The organism is Hominisplanchenecus murintestinalis, assembly GCF_943193015.1.
Lineage (GTDB): Bacteria > Bacillota > Clostridia > Lachnospirales > Lachnospiraceae > Hominisplanchenecus_A > Hominisplanchenecus_A murintestinalis.
Window position 1 is genome coordinate 18,329 of sequence record NZ_CALPCM010000012.1, and the last position, 23,827, is coordinate 42,155.

Below are 23,827 nucleotides of genomic sequence, written 5' to 3' on the forward strand. Positions count from 1 at the left end.
ATTATACCCTTCTTACTCAAAATGCAAGAAAATCATGGAAATTTCACAGACTGTAACAGTTCAGCCTGCGGCTTCACTGTTACGGAATCCAGCCCATTTAAAGTTTGCTGTTCGCAAAGGGCTGGATTCTCCGGCTGAATTTACGCATTCTCACGGACTTTGCAGCAAGTGCAAAATCCTGGGCTGAACTGTTACCACAGACTTCTATATAAAAAGCTTTACTACACATAAAAAATTGGAACTTGCATACTTAAAAACACGAAAATGCCCCTGGCATTTTGCCAGGGACATTTTCACTTTTTAGCTTTCTTCGTCCTCTTTCTTACGCTTTTTGAAGAAGACCAGGAGCCCTATCATCAGTCCTGATACCGCCAGCACCAGGATATATTTCCCTATCTGGGTATCATCCCCGGTACGTACCGTTTCCACCGGGTCGTCTGTCTCTGTCTCTAAAGGCTCTGTGCCCGGTACATACGGCTGGTTCTTTGGCAGCGGCCATACCTCCATATCTGCGGTAATGCCCTCGCCGCCATCTTCAAGAAGCGCCGCGCCGCGGCCGATGTCCACATGTATCTGGTCAAGGGAAACTACGTCCCGTCCCAGATAGTAGTCACGGTGTACTTCCGCCAGCTCGAACTCACTGCTGATTACCAGCTGCGGCCCTGCGGCGGGAAGCCCGCTCTCCTCTTTCCCTTCCATCGTTGTCGCATCATTGAAGTCATTGACTTTTTCTGCCAGCGCCTGGTAGTCCTCTGATGCATCATACAGCCCGGCCCCCAGCGCCGCCGCATTGGTGGCCTGCCTTCCAGGGTACTTCACGGAGAAGGCTGCATCGTCCTTCGGCTTCATAATCGATACACGATAGCGGTACGGTGTGAGATATTCTTTGGATTCCTTTTCCATATCTGCCACAGGGACGCGGAACATGTAGCGCCCGTCTTCCTCCGTCAGTATACGGGATTTCCCGTCCGCATCCGGCGTCTCTTTCCACATCTGTGCAGCCGCGTCATAGCGGTACAGGATGACATTTACTGCCTTCCTTCCCTGCTCTTCCCCGTTCCGTATGCCGTCTTTGTTTTCATCCACAAACACACTTCCTGCCACTACGGTTTCCGTATCCAGTACATGCAGCCCAAAGTCCAGCATATCCTGCACGGTGGTGTAGCCCATGTGGTAGCTGTAGCCATAGGCGTTCTCTTTCTCTGCCGCCCCGCCCAGCCGGAAGCTCCGGGTGATGCCCTGTGCCTGGTCGGTCAGGTATCCTGCCAGATTCAGGTGGGCATAATCGTTATCCACACTGTCGTCCCCAGCATTCAGGGGCACATAGTATGCATTGGAAGGTTTCTCCATGCGCAGCCTGTACCTGTACGGCCGCCTGGTCTTTCTGTCCAGTACGGGCACATCCCCAAAGCGGTAGTTCCCTTCCGCATCCGTGGTACAGGATGCATATGCCCGGTAGACGCCATCCTGAAGGATTCCGTCTGTCTCCTCGCCCGGCACATCTGTCTCGACAGGTGATATCCACTCCGGCTCTTCCGGCGTCTCATCGGGCTTCTTATCCGGGTCTTCCTCCCCGGTGGACGGATTCTTATCTCCTGCTCCCTCAGATGGATCCTTATTCTCTGTTTCTGTACCTGCTTCTGTATCTGCCGTACGTTTCACCGCTTTCCTGTCCGGCGCGTTTTCATCTGTCCCGGCTCCTTCTGTGCCTTCAGACGGCTTCTTATCCGGATCTTCCCCGCCTGTGCCTTCAGGCGGTTCCTTATCAGGGTCTTCCTCTTCCTTGTCTGCAAACAACGCCAGTCCTGAGGCCGTATCCCCTTCCTCAATGTCCGTACCTTCAATCATTACGTCCAGATATACTTTATGGCCTTCCAGCCCCGGTTCTGTACCCTGCAGGCCGTCCCAGTCCTTATCGTTCCACACGATTCCTTCGACCAGGCTTCCCCTGTAAGGCATGAACCCGGCATCAATGCCGTCATAGCTCTCTGCCAGCACAATGCTGTAGCCGTCCAGCTTGTTTTCATCTGTCTCCTCCGGATCTGCAGTCTTTGGCGCCACCAGGATTTCAGGCGTCATTTCCGTGGTCGCTTCATCCAAGTCACTGTCCATCACGCCATCTCCTGCCAGATGCCAAGTGACATCGAAGCCTTCCGGAAGCTCCGGAACCCTCAGCTTATATCCCAGGATAACCCTGCGTTCCGTGCCGCCTGCTTCTTTCAAGATTCCGTTAGTAGGAAGTCCGTCAAACCGATAAACGCCATTCTCATCCGTTACTGCAGTGACCAGCCCGTCTTTATCCGGCACAGATACCGGTCTGTCCTCAAGGCCGTCATCGGGAACTTCACCCGCATCTCCTCCCGGATTCTCATCTGGGTTCTCACCCGTGTTTCCTCCCGGATTCTCGTCTGGGTTTTCACCCGTGTTTCCTCCTGGATTCCCGTCTGGGTTTTCACCTGTGTTTCCTCCTAGATTCCCGTCTGCTTCCGCCTCCCGGCGTTTTGCTTTCCTGCCTTCCGGCTCTGGCTCCGGTTCCTGTTCCGGCTGGGCGCTCATAAAGGAAATCCACTTATCCGCTTTTTTCCATTTGCCCTTATCCAGATAGTACTGATCCAGGAATACTTTTATGCCTGCCTGCCGCTTCTCCGTCTCCTGACGGATTCCATCGGCTTCGCCTTTCTCATCATAATCCTCTGTCCAGGCGGTTCCTGTAATGGAAGTTGTCTGGTATGGGGAGAACCCGGCATTCATGCTGCCGATATCCTCCGAGTACGCCAGGTCGTAATTCCTGCCGCCAGCCTGACGGTAATTGTAGCTGTTGCCTGAAAAACCGCCTGCAGCTTCCTTCGCAAATACCAGCCAGCCGCTGTTCTCCTCTTCGGGCCAGGACATATGCAGCCCTTCCCACAGAAGCTTGTTGTCCTTCTCGCTGCCGTCCTCAACCATGTATTTGCTCACGGCATACTGTTTGAGCACTTTCGCCAGTATCGCACCGTCCCCGTCTACATGAAGCCGGTAGCCTGCAAGACAGCGTGTGCCGTCGATATTCAGGGATGCCGGAAGGTTCCCAAACTTATACGTCCCGTCCTCTCCCGTCTTTTTCTCCTGCCTGAAGCCTTCTGCCTCCGTCCACCTGCCATCTTTATAGTATGCCTGGGTCAATACCAGTTCCAGTCCTTCTATCTTCTCTTCGCCTTCGCCCAGAATGCCGTCATGGTTGGCGTCTTTCCAGACTATGCCAAGCAGTGCCGCATCCTCATAGCGTTTCAGCCCTGCATCCAGCCCGTCTATATCCGTGCCCTGGCAGGCATCATAGGAGATTCCCTCCACCTCCGCCACATTGACGGGGTTTGCATTCTCCCCTGCCTCTGCAGCTACCACGATGTATTCATCCGCCGCCGTCAGCCTGCCGCTGTCCGCATCATCCGAGATGATCCAGTCGCTGTCTTTCGCCCGGTTGCTTCCTGCCCGGTACTTCGTCACCGCATAGGTATCCCACAGGCCGTCTGCCGCGCATCTGTCCATATCGATGCGTACCTGGTAGCCATAGATTTTGAAATTGCCAAGTATGATATTCCCATCCTCGTCGTACGCATCCTGATGGGTCGGCAGTTTATCAAAACGGTAGCCTCCTGTCACGGCATCCGTCCGGGCTTCTTTGCCTGCAAACCCGTCATCTTTCACCCAGTTTCCGTTTTCATAAATGAAACGCTCCAGCTTTACTGTCAATGCCTCTGTAACCGGTTTTTCGTCCGGATCCTGGATGCCGTCATAATTCTTGTCTTCCCAGACCCATCCGCTGATGCTTCCCGTCGCGTAAGGCAGCTCTCCCGCATTTCCGCTGGCCTTCGTCTCCGGCGCCGCCAGCATATCGTAAATCTTTCCGTCTGGCGCCATCACGCAGTAGCTGCTGTGTGCCCGTTCGACTTCATCAGCCGCCGGGAGGAATTCCTCATCCTCCATCAGGGTCAGCGGGACTTTCATTTCATCCGGCTTTCCTTCTTCTGGCTTCGTTTCGCCCGGCTCGCCCGTTTCCGGCCCATCCTGCACTGCTTTTACACCTTCCCGGGCAGCTGCCGCATCCGGATCCTCCTGCCTTAAATCACTCCACTTGAGGCTTTCTTTTCCCTGGCGATACTTCGTCAGCGTCCAGCCCTGGTTCATGGCATCCATCCGCACCTGGTATGCTGTCAGCCGCCTTACATTCCCGACTTCCAGCATCGCAGGGATATCCGCAAACTCATACCTTCCGTTTTCGTCAGTAAGCGTCGTGGCATATCCGGCCTGGGACTGCTCCCACTCACCCTTCTTTGACAGATAGTACTGATCCAGGTATACCGTCTGCCCTTCGATTGGGACGTCCACGGTCTTATCACTTTGCCGTATGCCGTCATAATCCTTGTCATTCCATACCCAGCCATACATGGTGGTCGTTTCCAGCTCTTTCAGGCCCACATCCGGGCCATGCGCATTGGTCCCTGTCAGGATATCATATTCCCTGCCTGCGTATTCAAACACATATGCGCCTTTGTCATCATTCGTCCCTTTTGCCGCCTCTTTTGCCGTCACGCTGAATTCCCGTTCCGTTGTCCCGTCGCGGTCTACCAGCGGGTAATCTTCGCCTAAATCCATCGTACCCACGGCATCACTGTCGATCTCATTATCCTGCCCTTTATGGTACCAGGTGGTCTCATAACCTGTTATCTTCTCCTGGCGCGGCAGCGTCATCTTATACCCTGCCAGATACCACTTTCCTTCCTTCTCGATATGCACCGGGAGCCCTTCAAAGAGGTATCCGCCGTCATCCTCCGTAACTGCCTGTGCATATCCTGCCTGTTCTTTCGTCCACTCTCCATCTGCATCCAGGTAATACTGGTCAATGGTAAGTGTTAATCCCGGGAAGCCCTCTTCATCTTCCTGATGGATGCCGTCATACGCTTTCTCCTTCCAGATAAGCCCTGACAGGCTTCCTGTTTCCGGCCCTTTCAGGCCGCCGTCATAGCCGCCTATATTTCCGCCGCCCTGGACGATGTCATATTTAACCTTTCCTTCATTCAGGCAGTAGTCCTCATTATGCGGCTGTCTGGATGTGCTTGCCGCTGCGAAGTAATCCTTCTCCACAGGCGCCGTTCCTTTTGTCAGGTACAGGTCTGTCACTGCCAGGTCGCTGTCCACAGACGTATCCTTTCCCTGGTGGTACCTGGTGACACGGTAGCCCTCCGGAAGCTCCTTAAGCTTCAGCCTGTAGTACGTCACATGCCAGCTTCCTGCATCCGGGTCTTCATAGTAAGTCCCTACATTATTGAAGGTATAGTGCCCTGTGCTGTCTGTAACGGCTTCCCTTTCATCCAGTTTGCGGAAGTCCCCGGAATCCCGGATATACCGTTCCAGTACCACGGTTACGCCTGGAATGCCCGGCTCCGCCATATCGTCCGGATCATCTGGATCCACTTCCGTTTTGCGGATGCCGTCGTAGTCCCTGTCATTCCAGATGATACCTTTCACCTGGATTTTCTCGAACTCTTTCAAGCCGCCGTCGTGAATCAGCCGGCTGCCGCCATCCGTCACATCGTAAAGCTTCCTTCCGTAAGGCATCAGGTTTTTGGGATCTGCCCCCTCCTGCGCCTCATTAGCCAGCACGATTGGCATCATGTCGATATCCGTCAGATAATATGCTTTCTTTCCGTCCGGCGTGTCTTTCGCCTCCGTCAGCATATCGCTGTCCAGCTCTTCGCCAAGCTCTTTATCCGGCCTGTTCTGATACTTAGTGACCGCATAGTGCGCAGGCAGCCCCTCTAAAACATCCTTATCAATGCGGAGCCTGTATCCTGCCAGGCAGGCGGGCCCGCCATCCGGCGTATAGGTGGTTTTTTCCTGGAACACGAAATTCCCGGCATCCGTAGTCGTCTTTTGGGATGTAAAACGCTCCTCCTGCTGTTTCCACTGCATTGCCTCATTATCCCAGTAATACCTCTCCACAGTCACGGCCACGCCGCCGATGCCTGGTTCCAGCCCTTCCTGGATGCCGTTGTAGTTCCCGTCACTCCAGATCGTATCGCCCAGGAAGCCTCTTCCGGCATCTACAAAGCCAAGCCCCAGCTGCATCTTATGCTTATATCCCTGGCCAAGCGCGTCATACAGCGGCCTGCCGTCTTCTCCCAGCTCATACTGCACTTCGAAAGGCTTCGTCTGCATGGAAAGGCCGACTTTCTCCAAATCATTGTCGTTCTCTGCCGCCAGGGCACTGTCATTGTGCTTGTAAGGCGTCGGCTTTAAAATAACCGCGTCATCTTCATTCTCTGCCTTAACCAGATACCATCCCGGGCGTACCCGGAACGCGAACTTCCCGTTCTCCGCACTGGCCAAATCTGAAACATCTGTAATTTCTGTCAGGATAGATGCCGGCTTTCCGTCAATGTCGTTTGCTTCTTTAAGCTCTTCTGTATCCGGGTCATACTCATACAGCGTCACCCGTACTTTTCCGAGCTTATCCTCGCTGTCATCCATGAAACCGTCGATATCCGGCGTATCCTCCCCGCTGTCCGGGTCCATGTGCTCATCAAACCATGCCCAGCCGCCTATCGTATGCGGCCTGCCGATTCCCACATTGTAGGAAGTCATGGCCAGGTCATAACGCTGGTGTGGCGTCAGCCCGTCTGCGCCCACCGTAGTGTCATCCATATCTGCCGCATTTACCTGGATCACATCCCTTGTCTGCGCCACCAGGCTGGTCACTGCCATCGCATCTCCCGGCGCATCTCCTACGCCTTCATTCCCCAGGTCAGGGAGCGTGTCACCCTTACGGTAAATATCAAGCTTTGTCTTTGTGTCACCGATATCCAGCGTCGTTACCGCATAGTTCGCCAGGCTCTCCGGGAAGGTAAACCGCAGTCTGTATCTGCCGGGCTTCAGGTCTGAAAGCATGTAGTAGCCTTTGTGCCCGAAGTAGTCGCTCTCTGAGATATAAGCCGCTGCCGGCCCACAGTCCGTGTAACGGTTAATCTGGTTCTCACCAGTTGTCTGTATCTCGCCCGTAGCCTCGTCAATGAGCGCATACTTCACGCCTTCCCCATCACGCTTCACTTCTGTAATAGCCTCGCCGTTCCGGTTCACCACATAGCCATTCTCGCTCAGCAGCTCCACTTTCACATGGTTGATTCCCGGGTCATCCGGTATACCGTCGAAGTCCAGGTCTGTCGTAAGTTTTGATACCTGGAGCCGCCCGTTCGTGCCTTCTTCGTATTCTGCCTCATTCATCAGCGTATCATAGTTAAAGTCATGCCATATATAGCTTCCGATATACCCCCTGCCTTCCGGCGCATTCAGATATACTCCGGCTTTACTGTTCTCTCCGGTCATGCCTGCGCCCACGGCATGGTGTACAAAAGTATTCCATCCGCAGTAACCCTTGGAATCAATGAACTGTGTGCTGGCGTCTCCTGAAACATCCCCTACGTATTTCGGCACGTTCAGCGGTGCGTGCATGGAGTAGCTCATTTCAATACGGTTATAGTCTTTGATATAGTAACTCTTATCTTCCATCTCCATCCAGATGGAACGTATCGCCTTAATGGCAGCCTCATACGCGTCCGGATTATTTTTCGTAGCGGCAATCAGGTCTGCCAGCCTCACCATCTTCCGGCTCTTCTTCCTGGCGTCATCCCCGATCAGGACGCCGTAGAAGTACATATCCTTGGTTCCGAACTCCATGCCCTGGGACTCATCCGCCTTATATGGCGGCAGCGCAGAGACATCTAATGGCTTATAGGTATTTCCTGTCTGTTCAAAGGGGCCTACCCATATATCATAGTCCTTCGGGTGCGCCGCATCCTTCGTCATCTCCAGCAGCTCCCCTTCCGGGAACTCCGTAGACTTGTTCGGGTCATATACCCTTACCTCGATCGAATCCGGCAGCAGCCAGCCGTTCCATGAGGAATCCCTTGGGATCTGGTTATTTGCGGTGTCGCCGCTATAGGTCTGACTGTCCCCCAGGTGCGGGAGCACATCATACAGGGATACTTCACTGTGCTCTTTCGGGTCCCCGGTAGACTGGTTCATGACAGATACATGGAACGTATAGTCCGTCCCTTCCGGCACGCTGGCCGGGCCGCTGTTATAATCGTAGTCGCTGTGGATCTGGCTGTCTACCTTCTTGATCTGCTTGAGGGTCGGTTCCTCCTTGAAGCTGAGCCCTGAAATCGTACGCCGTAAGGACATTTCCACGGTCATCCCATTGTCGTTCACATCACGGGAGTCTGTTACCAGGCCGCAGCTTCCGAACCCGTCCTCCGCCGTCGGGATATACGGCGTATAGTTGCCCTTTTTTAACCCATAGCCATAGGACTCCATCAGCTCCTGGGAAACAGCGGCGCCCCTGTCTGCATTGATTGGCATCATGAATTCTATCATCAGGCGCTGGCCGGGCCACAGCCTGCCTTTAAACTTGAACAGCGCTATCCGCCGCTGGCGCCCGGTCGCCAGGTTAACCACCTTATCCACAAAGTATGGGTCTTCTGACAATTCTACTTCTATATCATCGCTGTCTACCAGCTCTGGTATCGGCTGCCCTTCCTCGTCCAGAATCAATTCACCTGTATCAGGGTCTATCTTATCCTGCACCAGGGTCCAAGTCCAGTGGGGAACTGCATCGTCCAGATTTTTCAGCGGATTCTGCGGGCTTCCCCCCGTTTTTGAGTAACTGTCGCTCAAATAATCCGGGTCGTCCCCCAGCAGGCTGGAGTATGGGACATACGTCAGGTCTTTCAGGTTCTGGATATACGGGACCACTACGGAAATGTTCGGGTCTGTCAGCGTATCCTCTTCCTTTATTTCCTTTTGCACGATATTCCCTTCGCTGTCTGTCTCTGTCCGCACCGGCCAGGTATACTTTTTCTGGTCGAGCTGCTCAACACTGTAATTTACCGCAGTCACACGGTACTTCATCATCTTGCTCGTGCTTGGGTCTATGATCAGGCCGCCTTCATTCTTCCTCCAGTGGTAGCTTGTAATACCAGAACCGCCGAAATAACTCATTTCCATCCGGAATCCGAAATACGGAAGCTCAGGGTCTACATAAATTCCGGCACGCGCCCGTTTTCCCATCTCCAGGTATTTCAAATCATCATACCGTGTCAGACACTGTACAAAGTAGTTCGAATGGATAACTACCGTTGGATCACCGGAAGATGTTGCCGCCTGTACATAGGCACAGTTCCTTTTGACATCCTCTGCTACCTCTTCTACATTCAGGCGCATCGGGTCCACATCATCCATCTCCTGGGAGCCGTCTGTATCCGGGTCGGCATCTACTGCCAGACGGAACCCTGACGGCACCGGATGGTAGACGGGCGCCACATTGTCTGCATAATTAAGCCCTGCTTTTACCACAAAGCGTACCTGGCGTATATTCGCAGGGATGCCGTCCCTCGAATCCCGGATTGTCCCGTTCTCCGTAAGGCTGTATCCCTCCTGCTTGCCAAGCTGTATCCAGGAACCGTCATCATAGGCTGCCCTGTCCTCCTGGGAATCAGGGTACAGGTAGCCGTCCTCTGCGTGGGGATCCGGGCTGGTACGGGCAAACACATAAACTTTGAGCTGCTGCTCCAGAACCTCTTTCTCTTCTTCCGCCAGGGTATCCGGCACTTCCCACACACCGGTGCGGATCTCACGTATCCTTGGCGTAACCTCTGAGCCTGTGACCGGCGCGATTTCCCCCGTAGGCTCATTTGTCGCATGAAACGGCAGTGCAAAGTCAACAATAAACCGGTTCACTGCGCCGCCTTTGTTCTGCGCCTGGTCGATCAGGTACTGGATCTGGGTCGCCCCTTTTGTATGGATGTCTGTCGCCGTGACCACCTGCTCATCCTCATCCAGGATGGAAGTCCTCTTGATGCCTGTATCCACACGGGCGACGCCGTCCGGTTTCCGGAGCTTGAACGCTGCCGTCCTCGCCGCGGTATACACATCCGCATAATCCCCGTCCCTGTCATGATCTACAGCGTCTTTTGAGTCTTCTGCGCCTTCTCCAGGCTCAGCCTCCGCATCCTTCGCCTGTGACATCCAGAGTATCAGATCCTGGGGCTGATCCTGCAGCTGATCCGAATCTTCATTAAAATGTCCGTCCATTTCATGTACGGTCACATAGGTCTGGCAGTCCTCGGCAGACCAGAGGTCAGGCTCCGTATAGACACTGGATTCTTCGCCCAGGTTATCTACCCTCGTCTTTATCCTCACGCGCACCCAGCTTCCTGTACTCAGATGGCCTCCGGGCATCGCTCCGTCATACATGGAGTCATAACCATGATAATTCTCATCGGCCGGCGTGTTAAGCTCTACCACCACGCTCTCCGCTTCATGATGCTTCTCTTTATCCGTATTCATATACTCCGGAAGTCCTGACGGGTTATCCAGCTCGTGATAATCTGTTTTATGCCTGATATCCAGGTTCCAGCCGGATTCCTCCGCCAAAAGCTCCTCCATGGATACCGTAACCGGATCCCCGCCTTTGCGCGCATCGTAATATTCTACAATAATGTCATCTTTATCATAGGTGTCATCCTCATCCCAGAACGTAACCTCCCGGGGCAGGTCGAATACAAACGTCAGCTTGGAATGGTGCAGCGCGCCTCCATAGCGGTAATCCGAAGCGGATGCCGGATGGTTCCATATCCTGGATGTGTACCAGAGTACATCGCCATATTCCAGGGGCGTATTTGCATCCGGATACGTATTTGGCAGTTTCGTGCTGCTGTTTATGCTGTATCCCATGCCGGCTTCATTTTTCGTAAACCCTACCGTGCTGTCCGAAGTCACGCGCGGCATCTTTGTATACAGCCGGGTCCTGTTGTACAGGCCTTTATCCGAAACCTGCAGCGTCTTATCCCCTGTATCCGGGTGCGTATTCGCGCCGCTGGCATTAAAGTCTTTCTGCTCCTCTGTCAGTATCAGGGGGTTTCTGATATTCGCCGCGTAATGCTCCACGTTAAACTCAGAAGTTTCCTCGTACGCCCAGCCGCTGTCAAAGAAAGCCCGCCTTCCATATGTCGGATCCGCATTCAGGTCTCCTTCCAGATAATTCGCTACCCGGTCCAGACGCAGTACATCATTCATCTGATAGTTTGAAGAACCTGAAAGCTCCAGATAAGTCCCTACCCTGTAACGTCCGCCATTGTCCCACAAATAACTGAACCCATCCATCTTACTGCCCAGGTAGGTCCGGATATCTTCATATTGCCTATATTTCGTAGTATCCCGTTTCGTCTGTCCATCCGTACCCTTCACAGACAGGTTCGGAAGCTCCTCTGCAAATACTTTGAAGGAGAAAATCCTCAAATCCCCTGACAGGATCCTGGCCTCTAAATTCTTCTGCGCCAAATCGCCGTGGGAATTCAGGTTTGCCTCAATCCTCACCAGGTAGCGTCCTTCCGTCTTCCCCGTAGCCTCCCCGTCTTCATATTCCGGTATCTCCACATACTGCACTGCTGCGTCGTAGAGCTGCTTCTCTGCCTCGTCCGCCGGGGAAATCGTGTTTACCTGGGGATTTGCCCTCTTGTTCAGCTCCCATGCAATCGGGCGCACGGCATTCGATGCATTATCCTCCGTATAGGCCTTGCCGTCCGCAGCCATCGGAACGATGCCCGCCGGAAGCAGCACGCTTATTACCGGATGGTACAAGGTGCCCATAGAACCGCCATTTATGGAATAGCTGTTGCTGTGCAGGGATGAACTCAGCCCATAGTAGCCGCCGTCACTGTATTCATGTATCCAGTAGCGGTTTTCTACATTCACATTGATCCGTGCGGTATCGCCTTCGGTATCCACATAGTAACCGGCCCTTGACCTGCCGGTCATGTCTGTATCTGCCGTGTCACTGACGGTAGACCACAGGCGCATCACAGGCTTCCTCATCTCTGCCCGGGTTCCCGTTACAGCACACAGATCTGCTTTCGCCCCCGTCCGGTACGCCCCGTAAGTTTTATTGGTGTTCACTCCGTCGGAACCGTCCGCCGTCTCCTGTGCCTCGCTGCACTGGACGTTATATCCGTCCACACTCGGCGTATTCGGAGACCCTGTCGGGTTCACGTAATTATAATAGCCGCTGCTTGACCAGGAGGACATGTAGTCCATTCCGTGGATCTGGTAATGGGCGTCTTTATAACGGTTCGCGCCGCACCATTGAGAAATATCATAGATCTGGTAATAATAGTAGTTCTCACCTGTAATGGCCGGTTTCACCCGGAGCCTGTCGTACCACCTGCCATTTGTACTTGTGCTCTGCACATGGCACTTGATATCCAGCCTCATCTGATACCCCGAACCACTGCCTCTTCCGAACCAGCGTTTCAGCGGATGGCTTACGGCAATCTTCACCACATAAGGTACTGTATCTTCCCCCTGGTAATAACTTGTATCCATCGTGCCGTTCCACTGCGGGTCCTGCACCTGGTTTGGCGCCCGGTACCCCTTGTCATTTTCCGGCGTCTGGACCAGTTCTGCATGGATAGCGTCAGCCGGGATGTCCGCGCCCCAGGTATTTGGCGCCGTCAGGTATTTCCCGGCTATCTGGAGGTTCCCGTCCGCATCCCTCAGCGGCTCTGTCCCCAAGGGGAACGTATAGGTAAATTCTACCCCGTCCAGGCCCCAGTCGCCATAATTGCTTGCGGTGAGCCGCGCCGTATACGTCTGCTGGTACTCCATCATCGTAATGTAGCGGTTGAACAGGTAATCATTCGCGGAGCGGATATAGGACTCCCAGCTTCCAGAACGCGGCCAGTCATTCGGATAATGCTTCCCTGCCAGATAACGCTTCGCTGCGTCGTGGACATTGAACTGGGAATATCCGTTCTCATTTGCCAGGTCAGGAATCATCTGGCTCGCCGCGTTCAGCCATGCTTTCTGCAGATGCGTCCGCACCTCGCTCCATACAATCGGCGTGCGCTCCTCACCCTCGCCGGCCTGCTCCCAGTTCTGGCTGGATGCTGTCCTCGGGCCTGTCACATACGCATAGTAATCGCGGTTTGCATTATCTGCCCCCCTATACTGTATCTGGACAGGAAGCCCGTCTATGTTCCCTGAGCCAAGTATCGGCGTATAGACTGCCCTCTGGACATACGATCCTGTCGCTATATCATAGTCCATAAACCGGCCGTCATTGCCCCAGGCGCTTCCATTATTCGCCGTTCCGGGGATGTACAGCTTACTCCTGCCGAACATCTCATACCTGTCAATCTGATCGTTTTTGTCACCCGAAAATCCTACGTCATGGATCAGGTGATCCATATCCATCAGTTTATCCGCCGTCTCCAGCTGGCGGTTTATCATCCCTCCGCTGTTATTCCCTGTCGCAAGGGGCCAGGCCTGCCCCGTATACCCCTGGGACCAGTATTCGCCTACCCTTGGGAAATACGAAGGGGACTGATCCGCCGCTGTGCCCAGGTTCCTGTCCTGGTCAGTCATAACCATAGGCAGTCCGTCCTGATGTGCTGTTGCCGAATAGTAGAAAGATATCTGATCTCCCACTTCCATGCGCAGCTTCCCGTCTGCCCCGCTTACAGGACAAATCCTGTATACGGTATACTCTGCTTCTTTGGACACTCCGGCAGCCCTCGGATCCAAATCCCTGTACTCTTTCCCGCCATAGCCTGAGCCGCCGTAGCCTGTCGACGCATGGTCCATATAGACCATCGCGCCGCCATAGTCTGGTGCAGTCACCGTACCCAAGTTCGTTACTTCCCAGTCGGCATCTGCATTTTTTACCTGCCCGTTTGCATCCGTCCAGACAATGTGCAGCCCGCTCATATCCCCGCCTGCGGCGGCTTCCAAAGCTGTCTGGTCCGCATACTGGGATGGGAATTTATCATAAAATACCGGGTTCAGGAGCGCGCCCTGAACCGCCTCGCCGCTCGCTGCCGTACTTAAGTTTATCAAGGTGCTCTTATACCAGAACGTTTCATTCGGGCGGTATCCTGTCTTCTGCGCCTTTGACGGATTGTATTCACCAGATGCCTCTTCCTCTGTCCCAAACACCTGCGTCTGGAACTGTACGACCGGAATCTCCCTCCGTATAGACGGGGCCGTCTGTACGGCATGGTTCATCACCGTCTTTTTCACTTCTCCCAGATGTTCTTCTTCAGTATGCACATGGGTGTACACTTCATCCATCGTCAGAAGCGACGTAAAGGTATCTGCCGCTGCAGTGTTTTTATTGCCCAGACGCTCATCCTGATAGCGTCCCACACCGTTAAAGACAACCTTATCCATCGCCTGCCCCGCCGGGACGTCATAGTACGTCCAGCGTACCCGGATAACCCTGGAAAGCATTGCCTCCAACTCTTCCGGATTGTCCTTATAGTCTGCGGCGTTTACCCACTGTCCGTTATTGATATCTTCCTCCGTCCGGCTCATATTGTTATACGCGTTGGGATCATAGCCGTCCGGCTTTGCTGTACTGCTTTCATTCAGTACATAATACTCTATCTTGACCGGGGGCCTGGGGCTGATGGCGTTCTCCGCCAGTCCCGCCGGGTAATCTATGCTGCACAGCTCTGTAAGCTCGAAGCCCTGCAGATAACGGTCTCCCACCTTTTTCAAAAAGCTGGCCGTCTCCTGTATCTCCTGCGTGTGCTGCGTATAATTCTTTATGCCCTGGACGGTCACTTTGCCAGGCTGGCCGTCATAAACGCCCTGTGCTTCCGGTGCAAACGCAAAACTTATCGCCAGATCAGACCGAAGCCTTGTAAACAGCGCTCCTGCGTCTATTCGGGATGCATACTGGCTGCGCCCGTCCAGCACCACGTTGCTTACCGTATTCCGCCAGTAGCTGACATCCGTATTGCTGTTTCCGCTTGTCGTCCCATTATCCGACTCGTTCCGGTAATAGTTTACGGTCCCTCTTCCGGCGCCGGATATATTCTCCCGGCCATAGTTAATCCGGTACTGGGTATATCCATGTTTAATCCGGCTGGTCGTATACAGCCAGCTGGTCATAAGCTGCCCCTGGAAATTCTTGCCGAACTCATCCGTCAGCTGGGTGACAATGCGCAGCGTCACCGCCTTGCCCTGTTTAATCTGTGCCGCATCGCCTTCCGTCCCCAGGTGGAATACCACCTGCTTAATATCTGTCAGCGCAGCGTCATCCGCCGCAGCTTCATCCCTGGAATAATCTGTCCCTTTTGTCAGCTCCGCTCCTCCCGTCCCCGGAAGATTTGCGGTAATCTGATCCGCAGGAATATCCGTGGTATTGCTGATAACCTCCCACTTCACAATCCGTTGTCCTGTGGCCGTGTCAAACCGCAGGTCTGTTTTTTCCTGGGGAATCGGCGCGCTGGCGTCCGACTGTACCGTGACTTTATATTCCACATAATCCCACGGCATCAGATGATCCTTGTCGATTTCTGTACGCGGCGCTGCTGCCGAACAGTCGTCTAAATCATAAGCAAACTTATTCGTATCACTGTTCCTGGTCACACTTACCAGGAGGTTCCCTACCAGGTTTGACAAATAACTGTCGGCTTTCTTCACCGTGCCGCTCAGTTCGCTGAATGTCCCGTGGTTCGGGTCAATCGTGGTAAATGTTGTCGCCAGGTTATTTGTTATAAGCACGTCAACCCCATAGCCGTTCGGACTTTTTCCAAAGGTCGGTGTTGAGTCCTCATCCCAATCCCTGTAATTTTCCCCTTCAAAGACTTCTTTTGTCCGGTCCACAAACACACCGTCATAGCGGAATGCATAGTCCGAAGCCGTTTTGCTCGCCGACAGGTATTCCCCTGCCTGAAGCACCGTCTCCGGCTTCTCGCGGTTCCCTGCGACAGCCTTGAATTCCAGGCGGAAGGAATTAATGTGCGCCCTAAGATAAGGACGTGCCGTCCCCTCCGGCAGCGTAATGCTGTACCCAGTCGTCATGCCCGGGTTATCATGGATGTACTTTTCGACATCCAGCACATAATCTTTGCCGTTTGCATCCGGTTCCAAAAGGGCCTTCAGCTCATCGAGCGTAAAGGACGCCTGCTGGTTGCTGGCCCCGGTAAGCAGCAGACGGCTCACCCGGAACCATCCCCCGTCAATAAATTCTTTCGGGATATACAGCTTCTGCATATTGAAGCTGGCATTCATCGTATTCGTTGTATAGGCCCCGTCCAGGCGGGAAGAGGCGTCTCTCTCCGTGCTCCCGTCCCTGCGGTTCCAGATTTTTACCGTGTACTCCTGCACATTCGGCGTAAGGTTATCCGCCTGGTAATCATTTAATTTGGAGGTACGGGGCGTTACTGCATACCCCGCCTGGTATGGTATGAGATACCCCCTCATATGGGCTGTCTCAAAAGTATCGCTCCAGCCATGATTCGGCGCGGAGCTGTCGCTCACATAATATCTCTCTGTATTGTGCTGCGGGCTGGTGTGTGCCGTGTTCGGATCATACACAAAATAATCCGTCGGTGTAATCCTGTTCTGGGCATGCCTGATACTGTCGCCCAGACCTGTTGCCGGCTGGTTCACGTATACATACGGCTTACCCTTTACAACGACGTCGATATCCTTTACGCCGCCTCCTGTTTCCGGGCTGCGTGTCCGCCCGGTCTCCTTCGTATAGTCCGCATTTCCGCCCCAGTCCTTGGTATCAATAGCAATGCTGTTCACAAACTGCCACTTCTCCAGCCAAATCTGGTTGACCGCTGCTGCTTCGTCCTCCGTCTGCTCCTCAGATTCATATAAGAAAGAAAGCTCATTCAGCGTCCCCAGCTCCTCCTTCGTAAGCGTGATGCTCTTTGTCTTGGATGCGTCTGCCTGATATCCCGTCACATTTCCTTCCGCATCTGTAATCTCCCGGTAGCCGCCCAGGTTCAGGGTAATGGACGTCATATGGGCAAACACTTCATTCTGTATTACCAGCCCGGTAGTCAGGAAACCATAATATTTAAACTCACTGTTCGGCTCAATAACCGGAAGGGTATCCGTGAGCAGGATCCTGTCGGAAAATCCGATGCGTCCTCCCCAGTTATATCCATCCTGATAACACCAGCCGCCCCAGTTTCCGGTCTGGGAATAATCATGGTTCAGCCCTGTCGTGAGGTTCCCTGTATAGCGCGGTCCCCGCCGAAAACTGATGACAAACTGGTCTGCGTCCGCAAACTTCACGTTTGAATCATCATATTCCGTTTCCGTAGCGCTGTGTACGCCTTTCCTCACCCATACATCATCGCGGATTACACTCATGACCGCCGTAGATTTCATATCCCGTGCAGTGGACTCATAGTCTCCCGCATGGTATCCATTCCAGCTATAGCTTCTGTAATTATTCCAGTAAGACCAGGAGGACTGCACCCTGCGGCCATTTTCCTGCCCGGAATCTGTACGTTCTTTTACCCGGCCGCTCTTTCCAATCGTCAGCGTAGTATTTGCCGTAAGCTCTGCCTTCCCTGTCTTGTAGAGGCGCCCGGTCACCTCGAACGCGGAACGAGTATTGGCGTCATTCTCCCTGTACCATGTTCCATAGTCCGGGACGCCCGCCGCTGTCTTGCTGGCATCGGTAAAGCCATCCTGGTTCACATCCATGTTAATTACAATTTTCGTAATCGGGTTCTCCGGCCCATCCAAATCATACGCATAAGCGTCTGTCCAGAATTCCTCTTTATCGGCGCCATAGTCCGGCGCCTGGCCTTTCGCCAGGTTAATGCGGAAATACTTGTTTCCGGCCGCCCCCGTCTCAACCGCATTCCCCACCCAGTCATCCGGCAGGACCTGATATTTCGTCCCATCCTTCCTGGTAACTTCTATCCAGTTAAGATAACTGCGTGTATTCGGATTTATTTTCAGGTAATACGTATCAAAAATGTGCGAAGGAACGTTAATGCTCATATTTACCGTAGCAGCAGTATTCAGGGACTGCAGGCGCACCCATCCTGCATCATAGTGCTCCTGCCGGTAATAATTCCCGTGGTCCGGCGCCGGTACCGGCAGGTTCGTCCCTACGTTCAGGTACTGCCGGAAATCTATGCCAAAGGATCCCAGAGCTTTATAGCCAAGCTCCAGCTCGGAGTTATCATTCCAGTACGAACCGCCGCCTGCATAATTGACCCTGATGTGTTCCAGTGCGTCGGCTTCTGCCGTAAACTTGCCGGCGTCCCCATCATTGTAAAACGCAGATACCACCGTATCGAAATACATCTTGCTCATATAGATGGCAGTATTGTCATTTGCGCTGACACGGTAAGCGTCCTCCCGCAGCCCGTCCAGATAGTTTTCACTATGGACATTCATCGTATCTGTCGTGCCTATCGCTGAATCTTCATAACCATAGAACTCAACGCGCAGCGCCGCCCTGTCCGCATTGCCCGTCACTTTCATATCACGGCCGCCCAAAACCTGCAGACGGGCGAGGTACTGTATTCCCAGTCCTTCAAGCTGGCTCTCTTCCAGTACAAGCCCTTCATCCGTCACATTGAAATGTGTCCCGTCCGCCGCATCAAATCCTGTAATCTTTCCGCCCGCTCCCGTCACCGGGGTCAGCACTGCCGGGCTGTCCGGGCTGTCCACGTCAGCAAGCTGTATGCTTCCGATCGTGCGGTACTGGTCCAGCAGTTCCCTGCGTACGACCGTCTTTGTCGTGTGGAAGCCTGTATGCGCCTCCGCTGCCCCTGCGCCTGACTTGTCGGTAAAACGCACGCCTGCACTGTCCCTGATCGGCAGGTCAACCGTCAGGTCCACATCGTCCAGCACTGAGAAAACGCTGTAGCCGGAAGCCGCAGGCGATGAACCATTCTCCATCTGCACCCACAGTTTAAAATCCCTGTCATACGGCACTCCAAGCAGGGTCTGGTTTCCATCCGTCGTTCCGGCGCCCCGGGAGCTCTCCGTTACATCTACATACTGGATATGCGAATGGAGCGCCAAATAGGGCCTCTGGATATTGAACCTTGCCGTGTCGGACGCGCTCTTATTCGCCGTATAATCCGGGACATCCTGCACAAGTTTTCCAACGGCATCCAGGTTGTCAAACCAATCGGTATTTCCATACAGGTCGAGCTGCAGGCTGCTCCCTGCCGCATCTCTGCTCCCGTAAAAATCCGTAAAATGTATCCGTATATACCGGAGGTATGAAATCTCCGCTATGTCTTCCATTGGAATATGGATACTTCCATCCGCCTGTTTATAGCCTTCAAGCTCTTTTGCAGTAAATACCCTGGAAGGCGTGCCCGGGTTCGCCCCATTCATGTCCGCATAGTCATAAAGCTCCAGATCCTTTATCTCACACGCCTGGGCAGTCTGTGCAGAGATAACAATTTCTTCACTCTTAAAACCATGAACAGCCGTCCCCGCCGAACTCCGGTTGACTGCGCTGGATATATTAATATCCGCATAGCTTGGGCCGGACGGGCTGATGGAGTTATTTGCCATCCGGAATCCATACCACACATTCTGATTGTTTGCCACCGTCAGCGTATGCGGCGAACTGGAGCCGCCGTTCTGCTGCTGGCCGTCCTTTATAAAATGAGTCGAGGCCGTCACTACAGGCGCGAACTCCGCCACTGCAAACCTTGCCCAATCCGACGCGCTCTTATTGTCCGTGTAGTCCTCGTCATCCTGCACCAGGTTTGCGCTTGCATCCAGGTTGCCAAACCAGTCTGTGTCTCCATACAGGTCAAGCTGCAGACTGCTGCCCGCCGCTTTCCCGCTTCCATAGAAATCTTCATAATGTATCCGTATATAGCGGAGATAAGCAATCCCGGGGAAATCCGCCAGCGGGATCCGGATGCTGCCGTCTGCCTGCTGATACCCTTTCAGCACGCTGGCCGTAACCACTTCGGAAGGCGTGCCCAGAACTGTCCCGTTCATATCCGCATAATCATACAGCTCCAAATCCTCAATCTTACATGCCTGCACAGCCTGCGCGGAAATCACAATTTCCTTACTTTTAAAACCGTGGACAGACGTCCCTGTGCTGCTCCGGTTAACCACGCTGGACAGATTAATATCCGAATATGCCGGGCCGGACGGGCTGATGGAGCTGTTTGCCATCCGGAACCCATACCAGACTTCACGGTTATTTTCAGAAGCCAGTGTATGCGGCGTATCCGAACCGCCGTTCTGCTGTACTCCGTTCCTGATTAAATGGGTAGAGGCTGTCACCTTTGGCGCAAATTCCGCCACATTCATATTTACGTTTTGTGTCTTCCCAAAGTCTGAATACAGATAATTCTGCGGAAGTAAAGCGCCCGTTGCCTGCAGCGTCTTATGCCAGTCAGGGGTCCCGTGCAGCTCCACCCGGAGCGCATTATCCTGTGCCGGGTCTTCCGGGTTCTGCCCTTTCGCATACACATCCGCAAAAAGATGGGTACATACAAGACGCACCTGCTTCAATTCCGTAAGTTCCGGAAAATCTGACAGCGGAATCTTTACCCTTCCGTCTGCATCCATATACCTGGCCTCTACGTCCTCCCATTTCAGGGAAACTTTCGGCGCCCCTGTACCGTGAGGATCCTGGTCCCAGTCATAGAGCCAGACCACCATAGGCGTGACCACCTGGTCCCAGCCTTTCTCAATCACGATTTCTTTTGTCTTAAATCCCCTGATACCCGTTGTCTTTTGGGAAAGGCTGTTGATGCTGAATTCCAGGTTCGTATCCTCTGCCGCCGAAGGGCTGCGGTTTTCCACTGTGAAACTGTACCACGCGTCTTCTGCCCGGTATGGGACATTTCCTGTCTTTGCAGTCCCGTCTTCTGCCTTATAATATGTAGTCCCGCTGATCTGGGGGTTGATTGCCTTTACGGTAAGCGTCGCGCTGTCCCTCCCCTGGCGGTTTGAGACGCCCAGTTCCGGGTCGTAATCGGTCCTCCACACGCCTGCGACGGTACGCTGCTCTGCCATATTCGGGCTTCCCTTAATCTCAATCCGGCAGTCCTCCGCTGCAGTCACATCAGATTCAAATCCGTCAAACAAAACCTGGATTTTCTGCAGATCGGGCGTGTGGTTTTTCCACACGTCATACCCCAGTACCACGTCTCCATCCTGTATATAGCCATTCAGGCTGCCCCCCGGAATACTCCATGTGCCTCCTGATGCATCTGTAAAAACTATGGATGCAATCTTTGACTGCTGCAAAAGCCCTGCGCTCAGGCGCACCTCCCTCGCCCGGAAGCCTCCCCACTGGTTGTGGGAATCGCGCCCTAAGAAATTACCGTCTGTGTAGAAGATCGCCGGGCTCATCTTTGACGGGCTGTTGTTTGTGAGCAGGTAACGGTACGCGCCCTTCTCCTCATTCATCGGGACCTGGACCGTCTTGGCGCTTTCCACCACTGCGCCATCTTCATAGCGCAGCCCTGACGCGGCCACTGCCGGGTTCGTCGGCTTCGCATTGATCGTTGCCTTGCTGGCCGTGCTGTTCAAGTCCCTCTTCTTATACCCCCCCGCCCCGTCATATTCAATCAGGCTGTCATAATACGTCCACTGCTGATAATTTGTCTGTACATTATTCACATAGCTGACAGCCTGCAGGGGATAGCCTGCAACTTCAACTTTCCCTTTAAACTTCAGGCCGCTGCGGATACGGTGCATAAAGTTCAGCCGTATTCTCCTGGTAAACGATTTGCCTTTATTCCCTGCCAGCCACTGCTCCATCTCTTCCCCCAGAGTAATGGTATAGCTGGTTCCTCCATCCGCCTCCGTCTGTGCGCCTCCAAGAGTGCCGCAGGATACCCAGGAAAGGGTTCCATCTCCTGCCTGTACCTCCATCTCCAGCAGAGGGCCATCTTTTGCCGCACGGAACCAGTCTTCCAGCTCCATACCGTCCTCCAGATAGATTTTAATATACTCCAGTTGGAAATGATTCGGAATGGTATCCAGCGCATAAGAATCAAAGATCGGCACATTTCCTTTATTTTCAAAACTGTCAAGATAGTAAGACGCCAGCTGCCCGATTCCGCTTTCTATCGTTTTTACCTGATTTCCCGCATCATTCAGGACATATTTATTCTGCGTCACATTTATTACCGTCTTGTCAAACGCCGTAGTATCCCTGTACTCCTTACTCCAGGAATACCCTGTCACACGATCCGCCGTCTTACCGAAGAAAATGGTAGGACGCAGCGTCGTCGCGTTAAACAGGTTACCCCCGAAATTGTTCGGATAGGGTACCGCTATGTAAAAAACCCTCTGGGCATGTCTCGCAGGATTTGGATCATGCGGGGAATACAGCGGCATATCCGTAAATTTAATATTGAGCGTAGCCTCCATAGGATAGTAATAAGGAATCAGCGGCGCATTAATATTTGAAAAGTCATCAAGGTTCCACTCTGACAGCTCCGCTTCCGGAACATCCGTCACGTCCCAGATAAGTACGCCTCCCTCCCCCGGCTTCCCGGAGTAGGCATACTGGGTAGCCTCAATACTCAAATCGGTATTTTTTGTCAGCGTCCCGTCATCGTTACATTTCCACGCCATCATATCTTTCCGCAGGATACCGCTGGAACCGTCATTTCCGTTCATCAGCGAAAGGTTCAGATCAAAGCCGTCCAGGAAACTCTCCGGCTTTGCCGAAATATTCTCTACCGTCACCCGGTAGGTCATATAGTTATACTGATCCCACATTGGCGGATGCGTGATCGCATTGATTGCAGCGCTCCAGTCCAGGTTACTGTTAATAAATGCGATAGAGTTATAGTCCCCATTGTCAATATTCGGGTTTCCACCCAGCTTTATTACCTGGAGCCCGTTTATAATATTCCCCGCAGCATCTTTATAAGTCCTGTAGCTCAGACCCGCATCTACCGACGCGCTCGCGTTCTCCGGCACATCACCATAAAATTTAGAACCCAGCTGTATAGCAGCGGCATTCGGCCCCTGCCATGCTGTGCTTATGATTTTTATTTCTACCATCCCGGTAAACGTTACGGAATCTACCAGCGGCGGAACCAGCGCCTCTCCTTTCCAACTTGTTTTCCCCTCAGGATAGGGCATAATCTCCCCTGCCGCCGTATAAAGCACCGTGCTCTCCGTACCTTCCACATACCAGTTTCCATTTGGTACATCCACGATCGTCGTTCGCACGCTCCTGCCCGCAGCCGTATAATCTTCCGGCGCTTCAAAGGTAGTCGTCAGGTTCCCTTCCGCGTCATACACCAGGTACGGCGACGCCAGCGTTACCGTAATATCCTGCGCCCCCCCTGACGTGTAGCCCGGGTTCAGCGACAGGTTGTAGGTAGCCTGCCCGGCATTCTTTAACATATAGACTCCGGTCGATACCTGGTTTGCCGCTCCCCCGACCTGCCCAAACGTCATCCGGAATGCGGGAAGCCCCGCTCCCCCTCCTTCATCCGCCCGCGCTATCATCGGCGTATAAGGCAGCCCGTTCAGGACACAGGCCACTGCCAGTATCAGACAGACCCACCTCTTCATGGTTTCCCTTATTCCTTCTTTCATTTTTCCCCTTCCTTTCATATAAAAACACATCCTCCAGTCTCTACAAAAAGCAATGTACTCCTAAGGCTACTCGTACTGCCCCTTTCATATTTCTGAACGGATGTGCTGAATTTCGTATCATCACATAATATAAAAATTTATCTCTGACAAAACCTGTTTGCTGCAGATACGGATTCCGAATCTAACGAAAAATGACAGTCATGCCATACATCCTTTCACTTAGCAGAAATACAAAATGACCAGTTATCCATATTCGATGTGGTCTCTTTGAAAACAAAACCACGCACGAAACTGTGCATTTTTTACAATCCCGTGCTCTCCACCTCTTTGTCTTTTATTATTTTTGCTATGTTTGTAATAAAAGTATCAAAATTTTTATACTTTTTTTATAATATATTTTCTTAAATGATACCGCGTT

General features: G+C 53.1%; 1 protein-coding gene. It reads right to left on the bottom strand.

From position 1 onward, the window contains the following. Positions 1-300: 300 nt before the first annotated feature. Complete coding sequence (locus NFR99_RS06550) at positions 301-23,409, bottom strand: SdrD B-like domain-containing protein (protein WP_251353253.1); 23,109 nt, start codon at positions 23,407-23,409, stop codon at positions 301-303. Positions 23,410-23,827 lie beyond the last annotated feature (418 nt).